At 34.1% G+C, this 19186-nt stretch carries 15 protein-coding genes; 8 read left to right on the top strand and 7 right to left on the bottom strand.

The window, feature by feature from the left end; all coding sequences use genetic code 11:
• Nucleotides 1-18: 18 nt before the first annotated feature.
• The 5 genes from E2583_RS04075 to E2583_RS04055 are packed head-to-tail and all read right to left on the bottom strand — an operon-like array spanning nucleotide 19 to nucleotide 5161.
• Nucleotides 19-1077 carry an RAMP superfamily CRISPR-associated protein gene (locus tag E2583_RS04075; RefSeq protein ID WP_291593405.1) on the bottom strand — a complete coding sequence of 353 codons (1059 nt, stop codon included), beginning with the start codon at nucleotides 1075-1077 and terminating at the stop codon, nucleotides 19-21.
• 17 nt (nucleotides 1078-1094) lie between these two features.
• On the bottom strand, nucleotides 1095-1751 hold the full coding sequence (locus E2583_RS04070; RefSeq protein WP_194596488.1) for a hypothetical protein: 657 nt from the start codon (nucleotides 1749-1751) through the stop codon (nucleotides 1095-1097).
• Nucleotides 1748-3808: a helicase C-terminal domain-containing protein gene (locus tag E2583_RS04065; protein ID WP_291593403.1), complete on the bottom strand. Its 2061-nt coding sequence runs from the start codon at nucleotides 3806-3808 to the stop codon at nucleotides 1748-1750. Before E2583_RS04065 ends, E2583_RS04070 begins: the two co-directional genes overlap by 4 nt.
• A complete protein-coding gene (locus E2583_RS04060) occupies nucleotides 3798-4400 on the bottom strand; it encodes a hypothetical protein (protein ID WP_194596486.1) in 603 nt (200 codons plus the stop codon). Before E2583_RS04060 ends, E2583_RS04065 begins: the two co-directional genes overlap by 11 nt.
• The gene (locus E2583_RS04055; protein WP_291593398.1) at nucleotides 4400-5161 is read right to left on the bottom strand and encodes a hypothetical protein; all 762 of its coding nucleotides are present in this window, start codon (nucleotides 5159-5161) and stop codon (nucleotides 4400-4402) included. Before E2583_RS04055 ends, E2583_RS04060 begins: the two co-directional genes overlap by 1 nt.
• Nucleotides 5162-5350: 189 nt before the next feature.
• Between E2583_RS04055 and E2583_RS04050 the strand changes: the two genes are divergently transcribed.
• The 7 genes from E2583_RS04050 (at nucleotide 5351) to E2583_RS04020 (ending at nucleotide 16514) form a co-directional block, all read left to right on the top strand.
• Entirely contained in the window at nucleotides 5351-5881 is a 531-nt protein-coding gene (locus tag E2583_RS04050; RefSeq protein WP_291593396.1) for a hypothetical protein, read from the top strand.
• A gap of 74 nt (nucleotides 5882-5955) precedes the next feature.
• Entirely contained in the window at nucleotides 5956-6594 is a 639-nt protein-coding gene (locus E2583_RS04045; protein WP_194596759.1) for a hypothetical protein, read from the top strand.
• Between the two features lie 234 nt (nucleotides 6595-6828).
• Nucleotides 6829-12489, top strand: coding sequence for a hypothetical protein (locus tag E2583_RS04040; protein WP_291593394.1), 5661 nt, complete (start codon nucleotides 6829-6831; stop codon nucleotides 12487-12489).
• Between the two features lie 589 nt (nucleotides 12490-13078).
• The gene (locus E2583_RS04035; RefSeq protein WP_194596757.1) at nucleotides 13079-13690 is read left to right on the top strand and encodes a hypothetical protein; all 612 of its coding nucleotides are present in this window, start codon (nucleotides 13079-13081) and stop codon (nucleotides 13688-13690) included.
• Entirely contained in the window at nucleotides 13677-14666 is a 990-nt protein-coding gene (locus E2583_RS04030) for a DNA/RNA non-specific endonuclease (protein WP_194596756.1), read from the top strand. Before E2583_RS04035 ends, E2583_RS04030 begins: the two co-directional genes overlap by 14 nt.
• A 240-nt stretch (nucleotides 14667-14906) precedes the next feature.
• The gene (locus E2583_RS04025; RefSeq protein ID WP_291593392.1) at nucleotides 14907-16076 is read left to right on the top strand and encodes a hypothetical protein; all 1170 of its coding nucleotides are present in this window, start codon (nucleotides 14907-14909) and stop codon (nucleotides 16074-16076) included.
• A gap of 6 nt (nucleotides 16077-16082) precedes the next feature.
• Nucleotides 16083-16514, top strand: coding sequence for a zinc-finger-containing protein (locus E2583_RS04020; RefSeq protein ID WP_194596754.1), 432 nt, complete (start codon nucleotides 16083-16085; stop codon nucleotides 16512-16514).
• A gap of 1 nt (nucleotide 16515) precedes the next feature.
• On the opposite strand, the gene E2583_RS04015 is transcribed toward E2583_RS04020, so the two are convergent.
• Together E2583_RS04015 and E2583_RS04010 are read right to left on the bottom strand one after the other, a co-directional pair.
• On the bottom strand, nucleotides 16516-16767 hold the full coding sequence (locus tag E2583_RS04015; RefSeq protein WP_194596753.1) for a hypothetical protein: 252 nt from the start codon (nucleotides 16765-16767) through the stop codon (nucleotides 16516-16518).
• A 167-nt stretch (nucleotides 16768-16934) separates the two neighbouring features.
• Complete coding sequence (locus E2583_RS04010) at nucleotides 16935-17249, bottom strand: hypothetical protein (protein WP_194596752.1); 315 nt, start codon at nucleotides 17247-17249, stop codon at nucleotides 16935-16937.
• A 169-nt stretch (nucleotides 17250-17418) separates the two neighbouring features.
• On the opposite strand from E2583_RS04010, the gene E2583_RS04005 reads away from it, so the two are divergent.
• The gene (locus E2583_RS04005; RefSeq protein ID WP_291593390.1) at nucleotides 17419-19164 is read left to right on the top strand and encodes a PIF1 family DEAD/DEAH box helicase; all 1746 of its coding nucleotides are present in this window, start codon (nucleotides 17419-17421) and stop codon (nucleotides 19162-19164) included.
• The last annotated feature ends 22 nt before the right edge of the window (nucleotides 19165-19186 follow it).

Raw genomic sequence — 19186 nt, 5'->3', positions numbered from 1 at the left:
TACTTATCGTTTGATTGTTTAGTAAGTAGTGAAATCATAAGTTCCATTACGAATTTTTTCTTCAACTTTTGAAGGATCAAAGACTAACTTATTATCAATCACGTCTTTGTTTGGAACCGTTTCAAATCCATCATCACCCATTAAAACTTTGCCCAATTTTGTTGGTTTCGGATCATTTAATGAGCTAACCGAAACATCCCATTCAGCATGAATCTGACCACATCCAAGATTCGAGTGACCCCCGATACGAAAATCATATCCTGCTTTGTAAAGGACCCACAAAAAGAACTCGAATTCATCACCGGTAACATCCGTAACTTGTATACGATGTGATAGTGTGTATCCGGCATCAATTGCCTCAAACCCATCAAGAATTCGCTGAATGGACTCAGTACTACCAGTACGAGATTCTTTTACCTCTTTCATTTCATCATTCAAAGTTTCAATTTGAGCAAAAATTGCGGCTTTAGCTTCTGGATCAGCTTTACTCAATTGTTTTTTCAATTTTGAAATTTCATCCTTGATACTGCCCGTTTGTTCTGCCGTATCTGCTGTAGCACTCATTACTTTTTGTAGATACTCTAATTCATTTTCATCTACGCTTTTTACTAAATCTTTATTACGAGTAAAAACATGACTACGTGAACCATTCCCAAGTACTACTAGAGGGTTTTCATTTGGACTTGCAAGGGCATTACCGATTTGAGAGTGACTGCCAACAACAAAGTTGCCAAAAAGAGAAAGTAAGGGATTTTTTTTACGGATAGGTAAATTTTTATTGACCGCTTCATACCCCCCACCAAGCTTGACCACTCGGGCAGTATCTACACCAGAGGCATTCATGTAATGTTGGTCTACTGACAGTACTTTTCCTGCTTTTTCGAGTTCTAAGACTACTGCGTGATGAGCAATGCTTCTTAAAAATCCACGAATAGAAGAAGCAGGGATATATGCAGAGCCATGCGAGTTAATTGGCATACCTGTAGTTTTAGGCAAGCTAATAGATACGGGTTGAATAGTAGTTATGGTACCAACAAATTTATAGTTCTTTGCAGTAGTATTAGATGTAACAGTCATGTTTTTCTCCAGAAAAATTAATATGTGATAACAGTAAATTCGGGAAGCGCAGCGAGATGTCTTTCTGCTGATCGGTATGGAGGCTTAAGTGGTAGTTGCTGTTTTAAGCCTTGATAGCCTTCTGGTAACATTGAAACTGGCAAATTGCGTGCAATAGAGCCATCCTCCAAGAAAAAGCTGTAATCATTTTCAATTTCTTCAATGATGATTTCACCAATTTCTCCGTAACCTTGTTTATTAGATAGACCAATAAATCCTGCAAGTTCTAACAGGTGTCTAATTTTATTGGCATCACCAACCGCATAGAACTCAACAAATGCTACAGAGAGAGCATTTCGAGAGGTCATTTTCTTTCTGTAATAACCTGTTTTAGTTACGATAGTCCCCACCTTTTTAGATAAAGGAAGTGAAAACTCATTCCAGTTAACCGTGGTAGGATGGTTCGTTTCGCAGGCAGTTAATGGGTGCTTAAGGCTTCTTGTATAGATAAGAGCAGAAGTTTTATAAATTCCATTTTCCTTATCCAAGATGGTATCCAGATAATCTATAGCCTGACTTTCACTGAACTCAGAGTGGTCAATAATGGACCAGAATAGTAGTCCATCCAGATGAATAGGAAATTTAGGAACCTCAATTGGAGCAAGGATTTCGAGAGTGATTTTTAATTTTTTCATATCATGATGACCTCTGTTTTTTGCTCTCCAAATATCGATGCTTTTGAGTAGTTAATAAGAAAACGTTTAGGAATGGCATACATAAGCGTTGAGTTGGCACGTTCGCTATTGGAATGAGGCATTCTAGGGTCAGCAATCCAGATTTTTACTTTATCGTTTGGTCCTCGCACACCACGCCCCAAACCTTGCTTAAGTTTAGGAACTACATTGTTGACTTGATTTAACCAACTAATACCCTGCGCTTGGTATTTACCATCTTTCATCTTGAATTTAACGTATTCATTATAAAAATATTCTAAAAGATCATCAGGAGGGCTAAAGGGTATTCTACTTATGACAACATGTTTAATCAGTTGACTACCATCAGCTTGTCTAACGTCTAACCCTTCCCATCCGGCAGAAGTAATCAATATTTTCACTTTCCCACTAATGAAGTCTGTCAAATATTCATTCAGAGCAGTATTTCTTTTATGAACTGAAATTAAGGATGATAGGTGGGAAAGATGGTCACTAATGACTTTAGATTCGTGGTGAGATGTTGTAAGACAAAGTACAGCCCCACCCTCATCATAAGCTGCTTCAATCATCCCTAATACATTATTCAGCCAATCAGGATCAAATTCTGTTTGTTCATCATCAAAAGTTTGTATTGGTGAGTTAATTTTCTTTTGACTCAGTACAAAATTCATTTCTCCATATCTGGTTGGAGAAAGTGAACATTGTTGCCCGATTTCTTCATCTTTGTAGCCTAGTGTATTAGCAATCACTTTGAACGAAAGAGTTGATTTATTGTCGGAAATCGTTGCACTGGTATAAATGGCTTTATCTGAGAGTTCATTGCACATCCATGCCATTAGTCTTGAACCAAAAATATTGATTGTTGCTAAAGACATCTTCCGTATAACTGGAGAGAAATGAATAGCAGAAATAATATGCGGATATGGTTGTTTTGGCTTCCAGAATTCCAATACTCTAGCAGCATAATCAAAGTTTGTTAGAGCGTTCGCCGTTTCAGCTTCAAGCTCGCTTTGTTCAAGATACTTATCTATCTTGTTTGAAGCTTTTTTCAGTAATTTACTCGACTTATCAATTATTTGAAAATAATGAGTTATATCCTCCGGAGAGTTAGCAAAGGTAATGTAATTATCTTTGGTTCTTTTGTGTCTGGACGAAATTGAATTCTGTAATTCTGACAATAGATCAATTGCGCTATCGATTTCTTTAACAGAGGGTAATATTTTATAGGTGCTTATGAGGGACCGGATCAACTCTTTGAAGCTGCTGTGATAATTGAAATGATCCTGACAAATCCCTTCAATTTTGTGGGCTTCATCAAAGAAGATTGCGCTAAATGAATTAGCCTCTATGCCGACTTTTTTAAAGTTGATTAAAGTTGCGTGATTTGTGATAAGGCAATCAGCATTCTTTGCTTGCTGAAGGTGAAGGAGGTAAGCATCATTATCTACTTGTTGTCTTGCGAGCAAGCAAATATCCGTAGTTTTGATACCCTCTGGAAATGAACCGTAATCATTTAACCAGTCAGATATTAATCCGGTACCAGAATCACAACTAATGTGTGCATGGCGTAGAAAATTATTTAATTCATTTTTTCTTTCTGGGTTTTCAAACAATATACGTTCACACGCTAATTGTGTTCTACTTTTAGAAAAAAAACTGGTTCTACCCATGCGGTATGCTATGGTAATTTCGGATGTATCAAGACCAATTTGATTCAAAGCTTGTTTAGCGAAAGGTGCGTCTTTAAGAAAAATCTGTTTTTGGAGTTGTCTCGTAAAAGTACTTATGGCTATGGGCTTTATGTTATTACCATTACGCTTCTGGAGATATAAATAGAGTAAGGTAGGGACAAAGTAACCCAGACTCTTGCCAATACCTGTCTCAGCTTCTAAAAATGCAACTTTATTATTTTCAATCAGAGATTGACCTACATGCTGAGCATATTGAAGCTGCTGATCACTATAACGACCACCCAATTTAACAATGGCACCATCTTTACCAAACACTTGTTCAATAAGATTTAAGAATTCATCCTTCATTGTTGATCACCCTTAACATACCGAAGCCCATGGTTTTATAACGACCGATACCGTTATACCAAGCCTTTTCAAAGAGTTGTATATCAGTGATTTTTGCTTCGAAAACAACATCAATGGCTTTAAAGGATGTATCTGTTTTCTTGAAATAACGACTCCCATTTTCTATATGAATAAATTTCTCTAAATTCATACCAGATTTAGCAAATAAGGTCACAATGTATTGATCTAGTCGTTCACCAGTCATCAATAAATATGGATAAATTTCCTTATTATTGGGTTCTCTCCCTTTTTCTTTAATGAAATTCGCAATTTCATCCTTAGATAAATAGCATTGCTTAATCTGACTTAAAGTTACGGTCCCTTTTATCCTATTTCCTTGCTCAACATCGAGCGTTTCTTCGATAGAAGTAATCCCAGAAGGCTTAATAGCACTTCGGACCATGATTCTCTCATTTATTGAATGGAAAACTAGCTTTGCTCGATTTTCATTTTTTAAATCAAAATCGTGATTGTTAAGCCGCTTAAGGTTATTAAAAAGCGTAGTATGCAAATCAGGACCGGCTTGTTTGAATGCAAAATTAAAGGCTTTCATTAAACTGCTGCTCCTAAAGCTGCTAACCAAATCATTCTAGCGTGAGGGTAAGAAGGAAGTGTTTTTTGTGAAATTGAAGCAAAATCCTTATATTCGGCAAAGAATTTTTGAACACGGGGATTGGCTGATTGTAGCGATCCAGAAGTAAGTGAACGTAAAAGGATTAAAGCCTCTGTTCTCTTAGGTTTGGGCAGAGATAAATAAGCTGATTTAAATTCGCTCCACCCCTTTCTTGGGACTATCACACAGCCATTTAATGTTGCTAAAACCAAATGATCTTCATCACCTATCATTAAGTTCTTGAGGTATAGCTCTTTTCGAATAGAAACTTCGATAACGAGCATTGAACGTCTATCTTCGATCAGTTCTAAATAAGCCGCATTCCCCGCTAATTCTTTAGTTTTAAATGGCGTTTTGGGGGATAGCTTTTTGTAGTAGTTCCCAGAACACCACAATTCAGGGGCAGCATTGTCAACAGGTACAATCATAAAGGCACCCTTGTAATCCATAAATCGCATTGCAGATTTAGGAGTTGCCCAAGTACCTTGATTTAATCCAATAACATCGTAACTGCCGATTGTGAAAACTTTTGCTGCGTCAGAATACGAGTAATGAACGCCGTAGGAATCTTCCCAACAATAAACTTGTTCTTTTGTGCCAAATACTTCACAAATCCCTATTTCAGAATCTAGTTCGGCGAGTTCATTTTTAAAAAGAGGAACTACTTTTGATTTCAATAATGAAATCGGGTCTAAGTCCATAGGAACACCATGAAAATAACTTTGTAGAAAATACTAATTAAATATACATTTAAGTCAAGGATATTAACATAATATATGTCATATATGTGGTATATTGTGCAAATTAATAATATTTAACAGTTTGATGAAATATTTTACCAAATTAGGTAAAAAAATTCATCAATATTGAATATCGTATCAGGTGAATGTATGAGAGTTGAGAGTAAAATGGAAATTTCAAAGACAGAGAAGTTTAAAGTGCTGTACTTAAATTTTTTCCCTGTCGTTTTCATGCCTTTTACTACTTTATATTTACTCATAAAAGGCGATGATCCAAAGGGTTTTTTCTTAACTAACATATTGATTAGTGTAGCTTTATTATTGATACCACTTCTAATGAATATTTGCATGGTCTGTACTAAATATCTTTTCAAAGAAAAAGATAAAAATTTAGAGATTTTTGGTACAGGATTAGGTGTACTATGCCTTTTATTCATGATAGCTAGTATTTTTTATCAATACTTCAAGTTCGTGGGCGAAGTAATTCCTTTAGATAAAATTTATCTTTCATTTGGCTTGAGTGTTTTATTTTCCTGTTTAGCATCAAGTGCATTATTTGCATTGAAATATATTTCTTATGTGAAAAGATTTGCACTTAACTCTAATACAAAACTCACGAGATTTATTGTTGCAGGCTTACCACCTTTAGTCGTGGCATTAGTTGTACGTTTAATAATGTAAAAATACATCTAAAATCCTTGTATATTTGCGGTATATCTTTTATATTTTATAAATATCAACTTTGGATTACTGCCATGAATAAGGGTAAGAAAAACTCGTCTATTGAAAAAAATCTTAAAAATTTATCAAAAGCATTATTCGTGTTATCACAAATTGCAAATCAACGGAAAAATGAAATTCTTCGTTTAAAAGAGGTAATTAGCTCCTACACAGCAAGTGATGAGGAGCTAAATGCCTTAAAGCTTAAACTTAAGCAATTAACGAAGAAACAGCAATTTTTTCATGCTGAACGAACAGAAATCTTTCGCTTCCTAATTTATAGTAAGTTAGTGAATTTAAAAGGCTTTAATGTATTAGGTGCCTTTAATTATGGCGTAGTTCAGATGGGAGACCACCATTTCTATGTCATTATAAATAAAAAATTGATAGAAAAATTCCAATTAAATAAAATTGGCGAAGGTTTAAAGGAGTTCGAATCACTATCAGAAGAAGAACTCAACATTATTTTACCCTTAAGAGAAGCAGAAAAAATATTTAAACAGTCTTTAGCTAAGATTCGATCAACTATAAAAAAGGCTAATAAAGTCAAAAGTAAAAAATCTACTAATGCACAAAGCGATCAAATCCTTTCGAAAAGCTTAAGTTCAAACGGCAGCATTGTCGTAATTAAAAAAAGAAAGTTTTCTGGCGCAGTACCGACTAACAAAAACTAAATTTTGCAGAGTTTTTAACTCTGTCGCCGTGCCCGCTTGCGCTTGTACTCTATCTGCTAGCGCATCCAGAGTGCTATTCAACGAATAGCACGATTTAATTTTTTAATTAAAACATGTGCTTATTAGAATCTAATGTTTTTAAAAGCGACAGAATATGTCGTTAAATATTATTATAATATGCTAAATATGCGGTATAAGTTGTATAATTATAAAATCAACTTTGGAGCATATTTAATGAACTTAGAGAAATTATCTTTTTTAGAAATTCATCATTTTGATAATAATATAGAAGCAATTAAATGTTTAAAAGAACATGAAGCTAACGGCACCCTCCCTACTGAAAATGAATTAGAAATATTAAAGGGGTATATTGGTTGGGGCAGTCTTGCAAAAGTATTTCCTGACTCTGAAAATTGTTTTGTTTCTGAAAAATGGGCAACTCGAAATTCTCTCCTAAGAGAACTTTTAGCGGATATTGAATACACAGCCGCACGGGCTTCGATTACAGATTCATTTTATACACCAGATGTTATCATTTCCTCGATGTGGGAAATAATAGCGCGCCTTGGGCAAGATCAAGGTGTAGTACTTGAACCAAGTTGCGGTACAGGTAAATTCATTTACAAATGCCCTTCCCCTGAAAATATGCGTTTTATAGGTGTCGAAAATGACCCAGTAAGCGCGAGAATTGCAAAGCTTATCAATAATACAGGTTCATATATTTTCGAAACTGGTTTCGAAAATTTGCCATTACAACAAGGATGCTTTGACCTCATTATCGGCAATCCTCCTTATGGAGATTTCGGCATAAATTTAACGGATTTTTTAGAATACAATCGCTTCTCTATTCACAATCAGTTCATTTTAAAAAGTTTACAGTCTTTAAAACATAATAAGTACGCCGTTTTCGTTGTTTCTCGATATGTATTAGATAGTTCAGATGCGCAAGCTAGAAAAGAAATTTCGTTTCTTGCTGATTTAGTTTCAGCATTCCGATTGCCGTCTGGTGCATTTAAAGATGGTACAACCTCTAATACAGAGGTAATTACGGATATTCTTGTATTTAAAAGAAAATGTTTAAATGATGAAAATTTTGCACGTTCAAAATATGGTACAGATGGTGTAAGTTTTCCTGTATGGGTAAATGCAGATGTCATTGATGATCAAAATGGGAAGAATCTCTTTTTAAATCGATTTTTTAGTAAAAATCCAGAAAATCTTGCAGGTCAAATTGAGTTTAAAAGCGGTCCGTTTGGTCGTGAGTTATTTATTGCTCCGACTGCTAATTTAGAAGTAAGCCTAACAAATTGGGTAGATATTACTTTTAAAGTCAATCAAGATGCAGAAGTACCGAATCTAGTTGAAATTCAGACTGAATTTGATGCTCTGGTAGCTCACTTGTATATAGAAATGTCGGGTAAGGAAATAGGTGTAATTGATAAGACCGAGACAGGAGAATTGTATAGAATTATTGAGCAAGATGTTGATTCTGGTTTCAGGTACAAAACTCAAATATTGTGTGAAGATACGGTTTGGTCCGACAAATATGTTTTTCATGTCAGTGGAAATTATTATTCTAAAATTCCGAAGCTTGATGAACTAGGCAATAAAGTTTACGAGGTCAATGACCAAGGCTACTCTAATGGTAGAATTGTTTACGAAAAACAATTTATAGAACTTGATGAAATTGGCGTTCGATCTAAGCTCGGCAAAACACGTATGAAAAAATTGGAGCTTCTAGTCGATCTGCGCGAATGCTTGAATCAACAGCTCAAACTTGAATCAAATGATTGTAGTATTGATGAAATTGAAAGTAACAGAATTATTTTAAATACCAAATACGATAATTTTTTAAAGAAATTTGGATATATCAATGCAAGTGCAACATTAAGTTTAATTAATGATTTGCCAGATGCGGGGTTGCTACTTGCTTTAGAGGATGGCTATAAAAAACCTGTTAAGGAATTTGTGGGATATTTGCCGACCGGCAAACAAAATTATCGAATTGTTCAAGATGAGAATGCAACCAAAGCAGCTATTTTTAGTCAACGTGTGATATTCAAACAAATTCGACCAAGAAAGGCTGTTGATTGCGCTCATGCACTGAGTTTGTCTTTAAGTTATAAAGGAGGTGTTGATATACAATATATGGCTGATCTGTTAGATATGGATAATCAACAAGTTATAGATCAGCTTTATACAAACACCCCTACCCCGCAAATCTTTTTTGATCACCAAATTTATGAATGGGTTCATAAGAGTGTCTATCTATCTGGAAATGTCAGAAAGAAACTTAAATATGCGCAAAGTAATGGTGATGCAATTGCTGAGCAAGCACTTCTAGCCGTTCAACCTGAATATATTCACTTAGAAAATATTTCAATATCACTAGGGATGACTTGGCTACCAGTAAGCTTATATGAATCGTTTATTCGTTATATTTCCGATGATCCAAACGCGAAAATCTTTTATGAAAGAGTGTCAAACGTATATGACCTAGTATGTACACCAAGTGCTGCGAAATCAGCACTTTATAGTACAGATAACTTGAGTTTACTTAAGCTTCTTGAACATCTATTTAATAACGTTACAATAAGAATCATTCGAAATGATTATTGCACTATAAAAAAATGTGATGTAAAAGTTTTTGATGCAGAAGCAACTGAACTAGCAATCTCTCTTGCAGAAACAATGAAGCAAGAATTTATTACATGGTTATACAGTCAAACGCACCTTTTAGAAAACCTTGAAGAAATCTATAACCAGACGTTTAATTCTTATGTAGTTCCAAAGTTTGAAGGCTCAAATATTATCTTAGAAGGTAAAGTGCCAGATTCGATCATTGAGTTTAGGCAACATCAGCTAAATGCGATCTACCGTGGTGTACTCTCACAATTTACCCTTTATGATCATACAGTTGGTGCAGGGAAAAGCTTTATTTCCATTGCCAGAGCAATGTTGAGAAAACAATTGGGGTTAACAAAAAAATCGTTAATTATTGTCCCAAACCATTTAGTTATCCAATTCGCAGCAGATGTATATAGATTGTTCCCATCGGCAAAAGTTTTAGCTGCTACACCTAATGATTTTGCAAAGAAAAACCGTAAACGTCTTTTTTGCAGGATTGCAACTGGTGATTATGATGTAGTAATCATGGCACATTCATCTTTTGAATTTATTAAATTAAGTGATTCAATCCAAGATAAATTTATACAAGATGAAATTGATACGGTCGAAAATGCCTTATTAGAAATTGAGACAAATAGTGGTCAGCGTAGAACGGCAAAAGCTCTTGTGACTTTGAAAAAACGATTAGAGAAAAAATTATCGAATGGATTAAACCTTAAGCGTGAAGATAAATTGATTACATTTGATCTGCTTGGGGTCAATAATATTGAGGTGGACGAATTTCATTCCTATAAAAATCTTCAATATTACAGCAATTTAAATAACGTTGTAGGAATGGGTAATCCTAGTGGTTCCTACCGTGCTTTTGATATGTATATCAAATTTTTGTATTTACATAGTATTAATGGTTCTGCGGGCTGCTACACCGGTACGCCAGTATCGAATAGTGCTGTTGAAATTTACAATATCAAACGCTTCTTAATTCCTAATATTCTTAAAGAATTGAACTTAGACCATTTCGATAATTGGGCGCGGTTGTATGCTGATAACGTAACAAAGTTTGAAGCTACTGAATCAGGTAAATTAAAACAAGTAACGCGATTTGCAAGGGAGTGGAGAAACTTAAGTTCAATGATGGGCTTATGGTTTCAATTTGCAGACTCTATCAGTAAAGAAGATTTAAACAGAATTCATAGAGAGACTACAGGTAAAGATTTCCCTGTTCCTCGTGTTGCGAATGGCGGTCGTCAAACACATGTTGTTAAGCCGACAGTTGAACAAAGAGAAATATTAGATCAAATCTTGCAGCGATATGAAAAATTGGAAAATATTTCCGATTTGAAGGATCGCAATAGTGAACGTCTAAGACTGATGGATTTAGCAAGAAAACTATCCTTATCTGCCAGATGTGTAGACCCCGTTAAGTATTCTGGTGAAACAGGAGGCAAAATTACAGCTTTAGCCAATAATGTGTTTTCGATATATAACGAATGGAATCATTCAAAAGGAACTCAATTAATTTTTCTTGATCGTTCTGTTCCAAAATCCAATAGTGATGTGAAACTCATTAAACAATATGATTCACTTATTGGTAGGTTGAATAAGGCTATAGATGAACAAAACGAGACCGCAATACAAATACTTGAAGATCGATTGGAATGCTTTAATGTGCATGAAATAGAAGCTATCAGATTGGCACAAGATTCTAACTGGTCGGCATATCAGGAAATAAAAAACAATTTAATTTCATTGGGGATACCAAGTAATCAAATAAAATTCATTCAAGAAGCAAAAACAGACCAAGAAAAACAGGAAATCTTTGATCTAGTCAATTCTGGTGAGATTCGAGTTTTGGTAGGCTCTACTGCAAAAATGGGTTGTGGTACAAATGTTCAAAAGCGATTAGTTCATTTGCACCATGCGGACATTACTTTTAAACCTAGTGATATTGAACAACGAGAAGGAAGAATTTTAAGACAAGGAAATCTACTGTTTGAATTATTAGGCGATATGTTTGAGGTTGGCATTAGCTGTTATGTGACTGAACATTCTTCTGATGCGCGAATGTGGGAGCTAAACAGTATTAAGCTGAAAATGATTGGTATCTTCCGAAACTATAACGGGCAGCATACTATTGATTTTGGTGCTGAGGCTGATGCCATAAGCATGAAAGAAATTGCTGCTTTGGCGACCGGCAATCCCTTAATGCTTGAGCGGGTTGAGTTAGAAGCTGAGATACAAAAAATTGAACGTTTAAAAGCAAACTATTCAAGACAACAAGCTAATTTTGTTTTGCAAGTTTCAAAATCTGAAAAGGCATTAAATACATTACCTAGTAAGCGGGAAAGTTATCTGGAAAGCGCATTGAATTACTACGCCCCTTTATATGAGGAAGCTATTCTTAGAGCTGAGCAGTTAAATATCAGTATCAATGATCAGATATTTACTAACTATGGGAATGCTCTTGAATTCTTACTAAAACTTAAAGAGCAACAAGCTAAGATATACATAGATGCTATCCCCTGCTCCTACTCACGCGCTAAAACAATGGTAAAAGAATGTTTGAAAGATAAGGATAAACCATTCCATTATGTTTCTCCGACTGGTGAAGTATTTAGAAATTCTATTGGAGCTGCGGAGGTTATATATAAAATTATTACGGCTTACGACTCTGACGAACTAGGTTGTTTATTTGGCTTGCCTTTACATAGACAAAATTCGATGAATTGTCATTTAGTTGTCACCACAGTTGATGAGGAATACGAAATATCAAGATTGGCTATCAAAAAACACGAAATAACTGTTATCAATGTCGCAAGTATGCTTATTACGTTGTCAAAACGTATTGGTATTGAGTTTAATGAAGTTGAATGCAAAATTAGCACAGAACTTAAAAATGCAAGCGAAATTATTTCGCAGATAAAACCAAAAATTGGTCAAGTATTTGATAAAGAAACAGAATTTCAATACAAGAAGTTGCGACTTAATTTAATTCAAATAGCTTTGTCGGATGTTGAACCAGAGGCGAAATTTGAAGAACTTCTTTTAGAAAATGCTATTGAAATTAGTAGCTTAACTTCAAAACTTAAAAATGCAGATACAGGGAGAACTAATAACGCAACACTGCACGTTGAGACTAATTCTTATAACGACTCTAAAAGTTTGTATGATGAAACTAGAACGACAAAAGGTCCAACGAAAAAGCATAAGTGTAAGATGCTTGTAGATGGAAAAATCAAACTAGCTTTACAGCTCGAATTGTTTTAATTTTCGGGTTTTGAATCTCATTTTGAGGTTCAAAACCAAAATTTGCTTCGCTTTCGCTGCGGCATTTTCGCTGACACTCAATGCTTTGATGGCATAGCTAACGCATACAATTATTGGCTTACGCAAATAATTTAGAAAACAAAGACAATTGCCGATCGGCAAATTTAACGTCCTGTAGCAGCCTGCTGACCTACCCTACCCTTTTGAAAAGCTTTATTAGCTTTACTATCACTAAATGATACATAAATGGTAAGTAAAGTAAAAAGACTTGCGCAAATTAACCCACATAAGATTTGAAATCTGTGAGGATGCTCTCTTAACTTCATTTTTTAATGCCTGATGTGTCTGTTTGCGAAAAGAGAATATAAACTATTATTATGCTATAAATTATAAATAATGTTAATATTAATGAAACATTAATATTTTAATAATTCTAAATTTGCAATTTAGCTACAAGATAAATTATAGTAATTTTTATTTTTATAAAGATATTCCTAAAAAAAACAATAACATAAGTAATTTATTTTGAATTGAAATAAATATAATATATTGTTAATATTATTATTTATTACATGTGCCTTATGCTTAAATGGAAATTTTTTCTTCAACAAATCTAAAATATTTAGATAGTATTGACGGTATCAATGAAGTCTTTAGAAAAGCTATTGAGTTGAACATCGTAGAAGAAACAGATTTACCAAAAATTCCGAACAGACAAAATGAGCCGCCCCCTTCCAAACTATTAAATAGCATTAGTCAGGGTGACTTTTGTTCGCGAACGGCAAGTTTTACAATCACCAATTATGCCAAACGGCGTTTGGATTCTTTAATGACCTTTGAGAACCAAGGGAAATTCATTGATATTGTACCTGAATGTTTGAATCAGGATAAAACTTTCACGTTTTGCCGATCGGCAAAAATTGAGTTTAATTCGGATGTCATGCAATTCCTAAAAAAATTCGGGAAGTTTCATTTTTATTCACTCTTTGATTTTTTTGATTTAAAAATAGGTACTGATTTAGCAACGAAAATTGTTGTCCTAAATCCAGAAGAATATGTACTTTTCAATAATGAATATGAGGCAATCAAAAGATGGAACTATAGTATAACCCATATCAACAATACTGTTTCCCGACTTAAATACCGTATATCTGAGCGACTCAATATAAAAGATAAAGGAAAAGATAGTGAAAATAATTAAGAGCTTATCATTTTTACTTTTTTTTGCATGTGCCAGCTCTAATGCAAGTACTTTGGAACGTTGCAATAAAATTTTCTATGCAAAAGTTCCACCTATTATTGAAAATGCCCTTTTATCTAAGGACATTTATGAATTATGTTTTTCAGGCTTTGCAGTCAGTTATTCTGGTATATCTAAAACAGGTCTTTGGTCTGCATCACTATTAACACCGGAATCTTTAAAAGCGGCGTATCAAATAAAAAGGAATAATACTTTCCATGAGGAAGAACGCATACCATTCCAACATAGAAGTTTATTAACAGACTACAGAGGTTCATCATTTGATCGTGGGCATTTGTCTCCGAGTGCCGATCGGTTCACTGTTCAAGATCAATATGAAAGTTTTTCACTTGTTAATATGATTCCTCAAAGTCCTCATAACAATCAAGAAGAATGGCGTTTGATTGAAGAAGCTTTACGAGCATTTGTTACAAGGAACAATCAACCTGTCTATGTTATTACTGGTCCATTATTTCTTGGAAATAAATTAAGAAAAATTGGGAACAACGTCTTGGTCCCAAGCCATATATATAAAGTTGTGTTGTTCCCAAAACTGAATGTTGCCGGAGCGTATGTTGCAATCAATGATGAATCTGGCAGATATGACTACGTGTCTATTAACCAATTACAGCTTTACAGTGGTATAAAGTTCTTTCCAAAAGCCTCGCAATCAGAGATTTTTAATTATCGCTTTATTCTGCCTGTAAATTCTCATGAAGCCGTTAACATGAAATCATTTCGAGTAGCATCGAACAATTCAAGTGCAATCTTTTTTCAATTACCAAAGCAAGGTTCAGAAAACATTCCTCCAATTTCCAATCAAGTAAATTCTATGGTAAAGCAGAATAGATCAGAAATGGTCAATTTAGCTACGGATGCAGCTAAATCAAATGTAAATCTGGTTTCTGATTGGGTGAGAAGAATATTATCAAAGTAAATTTTATGTAAACAAATTTGCCGATCGGCAAATTCATGTAACTATAATAAACTAATAAGAGGATGAGCTATTTAATAGCAAATAGACAAATTTCAAAATTTGTCTTTCATTTCTCAAGTAGGTTTTTGCCGATCGGCAAAAAGAATTTCTTAAAAACAATTATTAAAAAATAATATATATAATATTGTGTTTTTGCGGTATATATTTTATAATTCTAACATGAACTTAAGGTTTACTATTATGACTGACTTATTATCTCTTGTTGCTTACGTTTTTGGTTTTGGCTTTTTGTCATACTTATTCTTAAGTGCATGTGGCTATCTAATTTCAGTTATGAAAGGAGAAAAAAAGGTTTTTGATAAGGCTAAAAATGTTTTATCAAGTTCATCCCGTTCAACACCAAATATGTTAATTGCATTAGATAAACAATTACACGATTTAAATCTCCAAGTAGTTCCTGACTCATTAGGAAATTTTGATTCGGGATCAATCCAATCTTTATTCGATAATACGGTTGTTGGTAAGTATAATTTTGTACAACCAAACGAAAATGGAGGCGTGTATAAAGTACTTATTAGAGACAGCATCAATGGCGAATTCAGCAATAATTATAATGTAATTGAAAATCATAGTTTGGCGGGAGTACCTTCTGCGATTTCAAAAATGCTAGAAACAGAGTTTGAGGATATTGCCGGTCGGCAAGCGTTGGAGTCTGATCATTCCTATTTGAAAGATAATGGTGTATCTGCTTCTCAGGGGCTGAGATTAGCTAAAAAGAAATTCGTTGTTGAACATAACCATGTAGGTGATGCTACGCTTGATGCCGGACGCACATTTAAAGTAGATAAAAATGATTTATTGATTCCAATTAGAAATGTTAACGGTGATTTTCTAAGTTATTTATCGGTTAATAAAATTAATGCAAAAAATGTCCGCATTGCTTCGAGCATCAAAGGAGGATTCTTTGCTATTGGTCCATATCCTTCAAATGATAAAGAATATATTCTATGTGAAGATTATTTAACTGGTAGCACACTACATCGTGTAAAAAATAAAACGGTTCTAGTGTGTTTTGACGTACAAAATATTGCTGACGTGGCTCGGTCTGTAATCTTCAAAGAAAATGATGCTAAATTTATTTTTGCTACTGCAAAAGATTTATTAACTAAAAACCAAGCCAGAATTAAGAAGGGCTTGATGTATGCTAAAGAATTTAATATGCCTTTCATTTTCCCTGTTTTTCCGACTTGTAAAAAAAATGAGCAATTTAAAACTTGGAATGAATTACAAGATTTTAAATCTGATGTGGATATGAGTAATATGATTGATGAGCAAGTTAAGTATTTCTATGAACAGGGTAGGGACACGGCGATTCATCAATTCGAACAAAAATTTAAGATTGTATATTAGGATTTTATGGAAAATAGCAAACAAGCCAAAGCAGGAAAAGTTTTCTATAGACGTGTCCGTTGCCAATATTGCAATGCAATTTCTAAAGTTGTACAAGGTGGTGTTTTGTATGGGGCAGGGCATAAACTGAGCAATAAGGAATTTTACTATTGTGAACCTTGCGAAGCATGGGTAGGAATGCATGATATAAATAAGAAACCGTTCGGTACACTTGCAAAATCAGATTTAAGAAAAAAGAGGGTATTAGCTCATGCCGAATTTGATAAAGTTTGGAAGGGTAAAATATTAGAAGGATACTCAAAAACTGCCGCTCGGCAAGAAGCTTATGAGTGGTTAGCGAAAAGTTTGGATATACCTATAAACCAATGTCATATAGGTTTTTTTAATGTAGGTGAATGTAATAAAACTATTGCAGTATGCAAAGCAAAAAAAGCGTAATTTAGATTTTACGCTTCATATTCATCGGTTCAACAATTTGTACTGAAAGATTTATAGTTTTTTTCCAGATTAAATTAGCATTTACTTCATTTACCGTAATTATATCAAAACCATCTGCTGCAACCTCGGCACGAAATTTTTGCTTGTTCGGGTATCGTACCATAGCAACCCCATTTTTTATTCCAATTATGTACTTTCCAGTTGTTTCTTCAAGGTTTTCTGCTGAATGAATGTTAATGGTTTGTTCTGTCATCTGGGAATCACTCTAATTTATATAAAAAGCTATTCAGTTGGGATTTTTTGAAACTTACTGAATTAAAAATATTATAGAATTGATTTCTTTTAATAACAATTAAAGATTTATAAATGAATGTTAAACTATTAATAATAATTAATTTAACATTCGGTGGTTAAGTTGACTTATCTATCAAGTTTTCCTGTGCTAATGCTACTTTCATCTTCACGTAGTTTTGCTACACCTTCATCGAAACGTTCTTTTATTTTCTTTTTGTTAAAAGTTTCGTTTGCAAATTTTTTAATGCCTAAAAAATCAGATTCAACTTGAATTGTATCTGTGTCTTTTGCTAGTTTAGCCAGATGTTTTTGATCTTCCTGTTCAACTTCAAATTCACCAGTCACAACTGGAGGTTGGTTATAAGTCCTTGTTTCTTCTGTATTTGCAAATGTAGCTGAACTAAGTGTTGTAATTAAAATTAAAAATATATTTTTAATCATTTTTAAATCCATCATTAGTGAAATATTATCTATATTTATACTATAATTTGATCGCAAATTAAATTGAAGTTTTTTAACTGAATTACTTTGCTTGAAAAAAATGTTTTTGTAAGTATTGCAAAAAAGTGGTATATTATATATTAAATTAACTTATGCCGGTTTTCGTAGCATGGAACAAGAATTAGCCCTTAATATCTTAAAGACTGGTGCAAACGTTTTTCTTTCTGGCTCTGCCGGTACAGGGAAAAGCTATACTTTAAATCAATATATCGGTCATCTTAAAAAGAACCGTATTCAGTATGCTATCACTGCTTCCACTGGCATTGCTGCAAGTCATTTAAAGGGCACCACGATACACTCGTGGAGTGGGATAGGCGTAAGAGATTCTTTATCCATTAAAGATTTGGATAAAATAAAGAAGAAGAAAGTATCAATTAAAGATACGGCGGTACTTTTTATTGATGAAATATCAATGCTGCACTCTAAGCAATTTGAAATGTTAAACCAAGTTCTCAAATATTGTAGGGAGAGTAATGAGCCGTTTGGTGGAATTCAATTAGTTGTTTGCGGTGATTTTTTTCAATTGCCTCCAGTAGAAAAAGGAAACGGCACTGGTGCAAAAAAGTTCTGTTTTATGTCTGATTCTTGGGTTGAGGCTAATTTTTCAATCTGCTATCTAACAAAACAATACAGACAAAATGGAGATGTTTTAACAACAATCCTAAATCAAATTCGTGATAATGCGGTAACACCGGAAAGTCTGGAATTAATTCGCGGCACGAGAACAAACTTACTGGATGGTGGTGATATAACAAAGTTATATACCCATAATGAAGATGTAGACAGAATCAATTCTGAACATCTAGCCAAAATTAATAATAAATCGTTTACACATGATATTGAAATGAATGGTGCGGCAGGGCTTTGTGACATGATTAAAAATCAAAGCCGCATACCAGACACATTTGAATATAAAGTTGGCGCATTGGTCATGTTCACAAAAAACAATGAAGAAATGGGCTATTGTAATGGCAGTACTGGAATAGTAACGGGAACATATAAGCATGATGATCACGGTTTAATTCCTGTAGTGAAATTAACGACCGGTGGTCAAATTTTCGTTGAACCAGAGTCATGGGCTATTTTGGATGATTCAGGTGACGAAATAGCAAGTGTAGTTCAATTGCCTCTCAGACTTGCATGGTCTATAACGATTCATAAAAGTCAGGGTATGACTTTGGATCGGGCTGAAATTGACTTGTCTGGAACTTTTGAAAGTGGGCAGGGATATGTTGCTTTGAGTAGATTAAGAAGTCTTGATGGTATGCGTGTACTAGGCTTGAATGAGATGGCTACCTCGATTGTTCCAATTGTTCGTAAAGCTGATGTCCGGTTTAGAGAGTTATCTATAATTAATGAAGCAAAATATGCGACATATAAAGACTTCTCTAAGGACCATAAAAGCTTTTTTGCTAAATGCAAAGCAAATGGTTGGCTGTTAACTCAGGGTACCAACCAAAATTTCAAATATAAGCGTAAAACTGGATCAACAAGTGTTAAGAAAAGAGATATTAAAACATCTTTGTCCGCATCTAATGACCCAATTCAAAATTTGCTAAATCAAAAAGGTATTTCACATACAACGTTAATAAAAAATATTCAAATTTGTTGTGAAAAGGACCCTTCGATCGATTTATCAAGAATTCGTCCGTCAGATAGAACGCTTAATATCATATCAGCAACAATCAAAAGCTATAAAGAACGTGGGAATACGCAACCTCTATATAAGAACAATGCAATGTTCATAATGCAGAATGTGAAAATGAATGGTGGTCAGCATCTTAGTGAAATTGATGTATGGACAAGCTTTTTATTCCTTGATGATAAAGGTGAGGTAAAGCAGCAATATGGCTAATCTGGGGTACAATCATCAAGAG

Source organism: Comamonas sp. (assembly GCF_009360615.1).
In the GTDB taxonomy this organism is placed as follows: domain Bacteria; phylum Pseudomonadota; class Gammaproteobacteria; order Burkholderiales; family Burkholderiaceae_C; genus Comamonas.
This window is presented reverse-complemented; position numbering and strand designations above follow the sequence as displayed.